Genomic DNA, 9,349 nt, shown 5'->3' with positions numbered 1-9,349 from the left:
TCTTCCGGATCACGATCAGGCAGCTGGTTAGTCAACCCGCTGAGGATATGGGAGGTATCTTCTCCTGCAGCCACGTCCAACCTCTCTTTGCGCGCATTCATCGGCGCTCCCAGGCCGGGCAGGGTGGCTGTCCGGCGTGAGGGCGACGTGTGCGACGTATCGGTTACAACAGCCCGGTCATGTGCGCCGGGCAGGGTCCTACCACGCCTATGTCTGCATAGAGTTCCAGGGCGGTCGCCCCGCAGGCATAGTTGTCACCGATCACTCTAGCTCTGACTTCAACACGATGCGTAGCCGCGCCTTCGGCACCGGTCTTGTATTTCGCGGTCATACTGGTTGTGTGACGAAAAGCCGCTGCGATGCGGGTTGGCCGTGCCGGATGTGACGCAGAATATGGCGGATCGCGGTACGGGCAGCTTGAAGCGCAGGCACAAAGGGTGTTGGCTTGGAGTAATGGAAATCACTATGCGCACTGCATGTATAAGGCATTGGAGGAACACGTGAGCGAGGCCGACGCCGCCACTTCGGTAAATGTGGCGGAAAAATTGGGTTTCAAAAACGGGGATCTGATTCAGGAGTTCGGTTACGACGACGACGTCGATTTCGACTTACGTGACGATATAGAGGACCTGACCGGGTCCGAGCTCCTGGACGAGGACGACCACGATGTCGTTGACGCTGTCATCTTCTGGTGGCGGGACGGCGACGGTGACCTGGTCGATACACTCATGGATTCGCTGACCACCCTGAGCGAGAACGGCGTTGTCTGGGTGTTGACTCCCAAGTCCGGGCGGCCGGGTTACGTCTCTCCTGCCGAAATCCAGGAAGCCGCACCCACCGCCGGGCTGCACCTGACCACCTCCGCCGGTGTATCCAAGGACTGGAGTGCAACCCGGTTGGTGAGCAGGAAGAATAAGTGAGCCCAGGACTTGCCGTTGACGGCCTGACCTTCCCGGCGAGCGTGGAAACTACGGTACCCGCCGTCGGTGAGGCCGCCCCGGACTTCGAGCTCACCAATCAGTTTGGTGAGCCTGTCCGGCTCTCATCCTTCCGCGGCCAGAACGTTGTCCTGGTCTTTTATCCTTTCGCATTTTCCGGTATCTGCACCGGTGAACTCTGCGAAATCCGCGACAACCTCGCTGTTTTCGAAGACGCCAAAGCCGCTGTCCTGGCCGTCTCCGTGGACAGCAAATTTAGCCTGCGGGCCTATGCGGAGCAGGAAGGCTACAGCTTCGACTTGCTTGCGGATTTCTGGCCCCACGGTTCTGTGGCCAGCGATTACGGCGTTTTTGACGCCGAGAGTGGGATGGCGCGGCGCGGGACCTTCATCATTGATCGGGCCGGCATCGTCCGCTACGTGGTGGTGAACCCCCGCGGCCAGGCCCGCGACCTTTCTGCATACCGTGATGCCCTGGCAGGTCTGGACCAGGCCTGAGCCCGGATGGATCAGCGCAGGCACGGCGTAGGGCTCACCGGTTTCGCTAGCCTGCCCACTGCGCGCCCTGCCGTTCTGGCTGACGCTGATCTCGAAGTCCTCCGCAGGGTCCGCGCCCTGCTTGCCGGCAAGCGCATTGCGCTCCTCACCGGTGCCGGGCTGAGCACTGATTCGGGGATTCCTGACTACCGCGGTCCGGATTCAGCGCCGCGGTCACCCATGACGTACCAGGAATTTGTGGGGGACCCGGCTAACCGCCAACGCTACTGGGCCCGTAACCACATCGGGTGGTCGCACCTTCGGCATGCCGATCCCAACGCAGGCCACCGGGCGGCAGCAGAGCTTGAGCGCCGCGGCCTTCTCACCGGCCTCATCACCCAGAACGTTGACCGCCTGCATGAGGAAGCTGGCAGCTTCAACGTGGTCGACCTTCACGGCCGTTTCGACCAAGTCGTCTGCCTGGAGTGCCGCCGCATCTTTTCTCGGCGCCTGCTCGCCGGAATGCTGGAGGAACTCAACCCAGGTTTCTTGGAAAAAGCCAGCGCCTCCGGTCTGGTGGAGATGGCCCCGGACGCCGACTCGACCGTTGAGGACCAGACGCTGATTGGAAGCTTTGTTGTGGCAGTCTGCCCTGCATGCGGCGGCACCCTTAAGCCTGACTTTGTGTATTTTGGCGAAAACGTTCCAAAAGACCGTGTAGCACGGTCGTACTCGATCGTGGACGAAGCGGATGCGTTATTGGTGGCGGGATCTTCCCTGACGGTGATGAGCGGATTGAGATTCGTCAGGCACGCAGCAAACGACGGAAAACCCGTCGTCATCATCAATCGGGGAGCCACCCGCGGGGACGACCGCGCCACCATCAAACTGCATGCAGGGGTCAGTGAATCCCTGGCCTGGCTGGCCGTGGAATTGCCGTCACTGTGAGGGCATTGCGCCCCTTTATGGGGGCCGATTGGCTTTTGACGTGGCGAGTCAGGTAAAGTCTATGTTCGTTGGTTGAAGCGCTGCGGCGCGGAAATCATCCCTTTGGGTCTTTAGCTCAGCTGGTAGAGCGCCACGTTTACACCGTGGATGTCATCGGTTCGATCCCGGTAGGACCCACCAAACAAAAACCCCGTTGCTCCGGCCTCCTCGGCCGCGAACAACGGGGTTTTGTTGTGTCCGGGAATCTCACTCCCGGGCTATCACCTAAGCCTTGCGCACATGATGGGGACGCCTTCGACTGCCCAGCCCTCCGGAGCAACGTGCACGGGCCGTGTTTCACTGTCGGCTGCGCCTTCGCAGGCCTCCTTCGCCGCCTGTACCCCGTCGGACCAGGACGGGCCCGCTTCACGCGCTACCTGGGTGGGGAAGTACGAAACAGCGAGCAAGACAGCCAACACTGCTCCGACCGCTGCGGCCGCTGGCACCGACTTTCTTACCAGGGATTCGGCGAGCAGGGGGACCAGCGCCAGGATAAACATCGAGGGGACCGCCGAGTAACGGGACAGTGTGAACTGCGCCCATTCAGTGTCTGTCAGTTGCGAGTAGTGGAATTCGCCACCCGGGTTGGCGACAAGGCATGCCGTCCAGATGCCCAGCGATGCGGCCAGGAAAACCAGCGCCACCAGGCGGTTCTGTTGGGAAGCCGTGGTCAGCAGATAGGCCGCAAGCGCGACTATGGGAACGCTGGCCACCACCACCGGGGCCCAGCCGAAATTGAGGATGTTCAGGCCCATGTTCCGGGAGGCGCCGTAAACGACCACGCCGGTAATGTTGACGAACCATCCGATGAGCACAGATCCCATGTCAATGAACTCGCCCTTGTGCTCACTGCGAGGGTAGGTGAACACGGTGAAGATTTGGCAGGCGGCGCCTGCGATGAGCCCTGCCCGGGCGGGCCAATAGGCTTTGTTCCTGACTCGGAAAAGAACCAGCGGCAGGAAGACGACCGAAATCACCTCGGTGATTGCCGAGAGGCCTGCCACCGCAAAGAGCAGGAAGCCCGATGCTTTGTTCTCCGCTGGCTTGAACAGCAGCCACGGCATGAGCCATAGCAGATACCAATGCAAGTTGGCGGTGTTGCCTAGGATCTCGTAAGGAGCGACGCTGACCATGACCGGTATGGCCGCCCAGGCAGCCCGCAACCAGACCTTATCCGTGAGGGCCCCGGCGCAGTAGTAGGTCAGGAAAGCAACCAGCCCCACGACGAGGGACGATGCGAACGCCAACGCAACCGCGAAGTCCTTCAGTGCCACAAAATGGACCACCAGTTCCGCAATGGTTCTTGGGAGAACATGCAGGTATCCCTCGTATGGGGCAAAGAGGGCAGCCGGACCGCCTCCGGAGAAGGCTTGGCCGATGAAGATGGGGCCATCTTCAGCCCAGACTGTTGCCGACGCAGCAGCGGGCAGCCGCAGGAAGGCCACGAATGTTGTGATTGTCAGTGCCACGACGGCCATGGCTGCCCGGCTGGCGAATACCCGCAATGCTTTGTCTCCTGGTTTGTGCTTGCAACGGAGTCAAAGCCCGCCTGTCCGGGGCCGGCTTCAGCCGGTCTGCCCAGGCTTCAATATAGCCCAGAACCATGTCTGGAACCCGAAGTGGCGGTGTGCGGCCAACATCGCGGAAGACTGTCCGTTGATTGTCGGACCTCCGCTATAGCGTGCGGGTATGGAACATGTGGTGCTCAAGACAACTGCAAGCGGAAACCCCGCAACGGTGATCTGCGGGGGCAGGCAGTGGGCCGTCAGCGCAGCACCTGTCCGATGGTTCGAACGTGTCAGCTGGTGGGAAGGCCAGCGACGAATGCCACGCGGAATCAGCCGCGTGGATGTGGAGGTGCTGCAGGTCCAGGTGCGGTTGGGGAACAACCCCCACTCGGCATTGACTACCATGACGCTGGTCCGGGATGGGCTTGGCGGCAGTTGGAGGCTCCGGGAGTCCGTTGCGGACGCGGCCTGATGGAAAAGCCGACCGGGCATTGGAAAACCCTCCACCGCGACTATTGGGGGATGCCGCGGTGGAGGGTCTGAGATGAATATACCGTGAACTCCCGGAAACAAAAAATGTCACGCAGGTACTACGCAAAGTTTTTCGAAGGTGTGTCATAAAGGCCCCTCCAGCGTGGGCTCCCAGCCATTATGATGGTTGGTGTTCAGTGGAATGAACAGCTGAACGATGACAACGCATTGGCGCGCCAACCGAAGGAGAATCATGGCCGATTCCCGCACACCCCGATCCTCCGAGGGCCTCGGAAGCGCTTCGCCGGCGCCGGCTGTCACCCGAGCGGCGGCTGTCTTGGAGGCTCTTGCGGCGTCCCCTGCAGGAAAGTTGACCCTGAGCGATCTTGCCCGTGAGCTGGGCATCCCTAAGTCATCGACTTCCAACCTGCTCCTTGCCCTCGAAGAAGCGCGGCTTATCGGCCGCCAGGGTGCGGAGTTCACGCTTGGCCGGAAGTTGGTGGAACTTGGTGCCGCCTATCTCAGCAGGCTGGACGAAGTGCAGGAGTTCTACCGGTATTGCGAGCAGGCGCCCACACTTTCCGGCGAGACGGTCCGCATTGCCATGCTGGACGGGACCAATGTCATCTATCTCGCCCGTTACGAGGGCCATCCAGCGGTAAGGCTCACCTCCAACATCGGCGACAAAATGCCGGTTTCCCTGTGTGCCGTGGGCAAGGTGCTGATCGCCCGGCTTCACGATCACGACATTGAAGCCATGTTCCCGGACGATCTCGAGCTTCCGGTCATGACGCCAAAGTCCCTGCGTACGGGAGCGCAGCTAAAGGCGCAGCTGGAGACGATCCGTGATCAGGGCTACGCCTTCGAAGATGAGGAATCAACCACCGGAGTGGTCTGCCTTGCTGTGGCCGTGCCGACCCACGGTGCGCACGGCCCCAGCCTGGGGCTCTCCGTCACGGCCCTGAAGGCCACGTACTCCGCGGAACAGGGTGACCAGATGGTCAAAGAGCTTCGGGAGCTCGCCCATTCCCTCGGCAACCCCATGGGCTGAGACGCCAATCCAGGGGCCCTGACCGAAGCAATCGAACAATTTCACGGCAGACTCTTGCCGCTTGTTCAACTTGCTGTACTCTGTTCAGTATAGTGATCTGCACAACAGGTGCTGTCGCTTACCCACCAGGCCAACGGGGGCCTGGCGTGTTTTTGAGGGAGTTCCAGTGACAACTCGTACTAAATCACCGCTAGCTGAAGTGGATGGCGCCGTCGTCGATCCGGAGCAGCTGCGAAGGGCAACTCTTGCCAGTTCCGTAGGTTCCGCCCTGGAGTACTACGACTTTTACATCTACGGCCTGGCCTCGGCCCTGATTTTCGGCCCTCTGTTCTTCTCCCCGCTGGGCGAGAGCGGCGCGGTCATCGCTTCCTTCGCGACCTACGGCGTTGGGTTCGCTGCCCGGCCGTTCGGCGGCGTTATCTTCGGCTACATCGGGGACCGTTTCGGCCGCAAAATGGTCCTGATCCTCACCATCGGGCTGATGGGCATGGCCAGCTTCGCCATCGGCCTGCTGCCCACGTTCGAGCAGGCCGGGATGGTGGGAGCAGTGCTCCTGGTGGCCCTCCGGATCCTCCAAGGGTTGGGCGCCGGTGCCGAACAGGCCGGAGCCACCACCCTGATCTCGGAAGTGGCACCGCGCCGCCGTCGCGGTTTCTTCGCCTCCCTCCCTTTCGTTGGCATCCAGCTCGGTACCCTCCTGGGTGCCGGTACGTTCGCCCTGATGGCCCTGGCCGACAAGGCTGTCCTGCAGGGGTGGCTGTGGCGGGTTCCGTTCCTGGCCAGCGTCATCCTGATCGTCATCGCTGTGTTCATCCGGCTGCGGCTGAAGGAGACTCCGGTCTTCCAGGAACTCGAAAAGCACAAGGCCGTGGTCAAGAACCCGGTGGGCCAGATCTGGAAGCACTCCAAGAAGAACGTCCTGATCGGCATTGGCCTGCGTATGGGCGAAAACGGAAACTCTTCCATCTACTCCGCACTCCTGGTCTCCTTCATCAGCATGCCCGCCGGAATCTTCGCTGGCGACAAGTTCATCGGCCCCACGGGCCTCCTCATCGCCGCCGGGTTCGCCGCGGTTATGGTGGTCACGTTCGGCGCTCTGTCCGACCGCTTCGGTCGCGTCCCTGTCTACCGCTACGGCGCCCTGTTCCAGGCCATCATCGCCCTGCCGGCCTTCTACCTGGTCACCCTTGGCAATGTCACGCTGGTCTGGGTGGTCATGGTGGTGGGCATCTCCCTGGGTGTCCAGTCCATGCTCGGGCCCCAGTGCGCCCTCCTGCCGGAACTCTTCGGATCCCAGCACCGCTTCACCGGTGTGGCACTGAGCCGCGAACTCTCCGCTGTCCTCGCCGGCGGCTTCGCACCCATGATCGGCGTGGCCCTCCTGGCTGCCACGGGCCACTCCTGGCTGGTCCCCGCGATCTACTCCCTGGTCCTGGCGCTGATCTCCTTCGGGACAACGTTCTTTACACCGGAAACCAACGGCCGTGACCTGGTCCTCGTTGAGGATGCCAGCTAGCTCACGTGTTCCATGGAAGGTGGCCTCCCCGGCAACGGGGAGGCCACCTTTCGGCGTTAAGACCGTGAAAGGAGTTTGCTGCCCAGGTCATCAGCCGCGCTCGTCCTGGGGTGCCGCCGGTTCCGCAGACACAAAGAGCCCCTGCCGGGATTCCTGTTTCCAGGATCCGGGGCAGGGGCTCTGACGTGCCGGCCTCTTGGGTGGACCAGCACAGCGGACCAGCAGTGCGGACCGGCAGTGGCGGATCAGTAGAAGTGGACGGTGTCCACAAGGTGGGGCAGGTCGCCGCCGTCGAGGAACGTGCGCAGGTTGCTGGCGAAACGCTCCGCGATCAGGCGGTTTTCCGCGGCGCTGAGTGCCGATGTGTGGGGCGAGACCATAACCCTGGGGTGGTTCCAGAGCGGGCTCTCCTGGGGCAGCGGTTCGACGGCGAAGACGTCCAGGCAGGCGTACGACACCTGGCCGTTGTCCAGTGCTTCCAGCAGGGCTTCCTCGTCCACCACCGTGCCACGGCCGACGTTTACGAAGACCGTCCCGGGCTTCATGGCCGAAAAGACCTCACGGCTGAAGAGCCCTTCTGTATAAGGGGTCCCCGGGAGGGTATTAACCACGGCGTCCGCAGTGGCCAGCAATCCCGAAAGTCCGTCATTGTCCGAAACCTGTTCGATTCCCTCGATCGGCTCCACTGTGCGCTTGGTGCCGCTGACCTTCATGCCCAGTGCCCGGGCGATCCGGGCTGTTTCCAGTCCGATCTCTCCCAATCCGGCAATCACCAGGGTTGATCCGCTGACCAGCCGGGTGGGGGTGCGCAGCTCAGGCCATACTTTGGCGGCCTGGTCCTGCGCGAGTTCGGCGCTGCGCTTGAAACCGTTGAGGATTCCCAGCGCAGCAAATTCCGCCAGCGGCAGGGCGTGCACGCCGGCGGACGTGGTCACCTTGAACTTCCGCAGGGTCTCCTGGTCCAGCCCGGAGGCCTTCACCGCTCCGCCGGCCCCGGCCGCCATGCAGTGGACCCACTGGAGGTGCGGATTCTCGCGGGCGATCCTCGCGAGGCCCGCCGGACTCTCATTGGGGAGCCCGTACAGCACCTGCGCCTGGTTGAGCATGGACCAGTATCGCTCCTCCTGCTCAGCCGTGCGGCTGAAAGCGGGATCACCGGAGTGGTCCGCCGGAAAGCGCTCCGGCGGCAGCAGGTCGGGATCGTAGAGGACGGTAACGGAGGGGTCTACGGCGCGGAGGCGGTCCACGAGCTCAGCTTCGAGCGGGACGGCGATGGCGACGATGGTTTCAGACGTCATAGTGTTCATCATACTGAATGGAGGATAGGATATTGGACAGATTTCTTTTCATTAACCACGAAGATGTGAGGAAGTAGCGGACGTGGAAGACAGAAGCGCGGGCTTTGTGGGCCTGGGGCTCATGGGCAAGCCCATGGCAGCCAATCTCCTGCGAAGCGGATGGGACCTGACGCTATGGAACCGGTCGGCCGGCGCCGTTGCGGCGCTGGAGCAGTTAGGTGGACGGCCGGCGCACGACGTCGCCGACATGCGCGACCTGCCGGTGATCGTCTTTATGCTGCCGGACCTGTCCTTCATCGAAGAGGCCGCTGCCGGACTACTGGAGAGCTGGCGCGCTTCGCCACCACGGGCCGGCACCAACGTTGTGGTCATGAGCAGCGTCTCGCCCTCCGGTGTGCAGAACTTCGGCCTAGAGGTGCAGCGGGCCAGCCAGGGGAATGCGGCCGTGCTGGATGCCCCTGTCAGTGGCGGAACAGCCGGGGCCGCGGACGGCACGCTTGCCATCATGGCCGGCGGCGCGGATGCTGACTTCCGCAGGCTGGAGCCGTTCTTCGGTGCCATGGGAACCACAGTGCGGCACATGGGAGCGTTGGGGGCAGGATCGCTCGCCAAAGCGTGCAACCAGTTGATTGTGGGAACAACGACGGCGGCGCTCGCCGAAGCCGCGGAACTGGCCGAACGCTCGGGCATGGACGTTGAATCGCTCTTCGAGGTGCTGTCCGGCGGTCTCGCGGCCAGCAGGGTCCTGGACATTGTCGGCCCGCGGCTTGTCCGCAAGGACTACACGCCCAGCGGCCCGGCCAAGTTCATGCACAAGGACCTCTCCTTTGTGCTCGAGTCAGCCCGGGCCGCCGGTGCTGCTGTTCCCATGGCGACTGCCGGCGTCGAACTTTACGCCGAACTCAAGCGCCAGGGCCTCGGCGACCAGGACCTTGCGGTAGTACGGCAGGCCATTTCACAACTCAGCGACGCAGCAGCGGACAGCGCAATGAAAGGGACAGTTTCAGCATGAGTGGACTTTTTGACCTGTCGGGGCGGGTTGCTTTGGTGACGGGTTCGAGCCGGGGGATTGGTAATGCGCTGGCCCGGGCGTTGGCCGACGCC

9 protein-coding genes, 1 tRNA gene and 1 pseudogene are annotated in these 9,349 nt (G+C 62.6%); 9 read left to right on the top strand and 2 right to left on the bottom strand.

The window, feature by feature from the left end; all coding sequences use genetic code 11:
- Positions 1-500 precede the first annotated feature (500 nt).
- The 4 genes from V9L18_RS21765 to V9L18_RS21750 all read left to right on the top strand — a co-directional run bounded on the left by V9L18_RS21765 (position 501) and on the right by V9L18_RS21750 (position 2,542).
- Positions 501-920 carry a DUF3052 domain-containing protein gene (locus V9L18_RS21765; protein WP_337349229.1) on the top strand — a complete coding sequence of 140 codons (420 nt, stop codon included), beginning with the start codon at positions 501-503 and terminating at the stop codon, positions 918-920.
- Positions 917-1,435 (top strand): peroxiredoxin, encoded by a 519-nt coding sequence (locus tag V9L18_RS21760; protein ID WP_443197989.1) that lies wholly within the window; start codon positions 917-919, stop codon positions 1,433-1,435. Before V9L18_RS21765 ends, V9L18_RS21760 begins: the two co-directional genes overlap by 4 nt.
- Positions 1,436-1,441: 6 nt before the next feature.
- Positions 1,442-2,362, top strand: coding sequence for an NAD-dependent protein deacetylase (locus V9L18_RS21755; RefSeq protein ID WP_337349227.1), 921 nt, complete (start codon positions 1,442-1,444; stop codon positions 2,360-2,362).
- Positions 2,363-2,466: 104 nt separating this feature from the next.
- Positions 2,467-2,542: transfer RNA gene (locus tag V9L18_RS21750), tRNA-Val, on the top strand.
- An 80-nt stretch (positions 2,543-2,622) separates the two neighbouring features.
- Here V9L18_RS21750 and V9L18_RS21745 read toward each other — a convergent pair.
- Entirely contained in the window at positions 2,623-3,906 is a 1,284-nt protein-coding gene (locus V9L18_RS21745; RefSeq protein WP_337349226.1) for a hypothetical protein, read from the bottom strand.
- 184 nt (positions 3,907-4,090) lie between these two features.
- Between V9L18_RS21745 and V9L18_RS21740 the strand changes: the two genes are divergently transcribed.
- From V9L18_RS21740 to V9L18_RS21730, 3 genes are all read left to right on the top strand, one after another.
- Positions 4,091-4,381, top strand: coding sequence for a hypothetical protein (locus V9L18_RS21740; RefSeq protein ID WP_337349225.1), 291 nt, complete (start codon positions 4,091-4,093; stop codon positions 4,379-4,381).
- Between the two features lie 252 nt (positions 4,382-4,633).
- Positions 4,634-5,431, top strand: coding sequence for an IclR family transcriptional regulator (locus V9L18_RS21735; protein ID WP_337349224.1), 798 nt, complete (start codon positions 4,634-4,636; stop codon positions 5,429-5,431).
- Positions 5,432-5,597: 166 nt separating this feature from the next.
- On the top strand, positions 5,598-6,947 hold the full coding sequence (locus V9L18_RS21730) for an MFS transporter (protein ID WP_337349223.1): 1,350 nt from the start codon (positions 5,598-5,600) through the stop codon (positions 6,945-6,947).
- Between the two features lie 245 nt (positions 6,948-7,192).
- Here V9L18_RS21730 and V9L18_RS21725 read toward each other — a convergent pair whose 3' ends face one another.
- A complete protein-coding gene (locus V9L18_RS21725; protein WP_337349222.1) occupies positions 7,193-8,257 on the bottom strand; it encodes a D-2-hydroxyacid dehydrogenase in 1,065 nt (354 codons plus the stop codon).
- Positions 8,258-8,327: 70 nt separating this feature from the next.
- Here V9L18_RS21725 and V9L18_RS21720 point away from each other — a divergent pair, with 70 nt between their 5' ends.
- The gene (locus V9L18_RS21720; RefSeq protein WP_337349221.1) at positions 8,328-9,257 is read left to right on the top strand and encodes an NAD(P)-dependent oxidoreductase; all 930 of its coding nucleotides are present in this window, start codon (positions 8,328-8,330) and stop codon (positions 9,255-9,257) included.
- Positions 9,254-9,349, top strand: a pseudogene (locus tag V9L18_RS21715) (gluconate 5-dehydrogenase); the annotation flags it as partial. The gene V9L18_RS21720 and the pseudogene V9L18_RS21715, both read left to right, overlap by 4 nt.

It is taken from the genome of Pseudarthrobacter sp. CCNWLW217 (assembly GCF_037203985.1).
GTDB lineage: Bacteria > Actinomycetota > Actinomycetes > Actinomycetales > Micrococcaceae > Arthrobacter.
The sequence above is the reverse complement of the archived record's forward strand: the minus strand, read 5'-3'. Positions and strand labels throughout refer to the sequence as shown.

Coding starts and splice junctions, on each gene's coding strand:
- V9L18_RS21740 (WP_337349225.1), top strand. CDS start 4,091: ATGGAACATGTGGTGCTCAAGACAACTGCAAGCGGAAACCCCGCAACG.
- V9L18_RS21735 (WP_337349224.1), top strand. CDS start 4,634: ATGGCCGATTCCCGCACACCCCGATCCTCCGAGGGCCTCGGAAGCGCT.
- V9L18_RS21725 (WP_337349222.1), bottom strand. CDS start 8,257: ATGATGAACACTATGACGTCTGAAACCATCGTCGCCATCGCCGTCCCG.
- V9L18_RS21755 (WP_337349227.1), top strand. CDS start 1,442: ATGGATCAGCGCAGGCACGGCGTAGGGCTCACCGGTTTCGCTAGCCTG.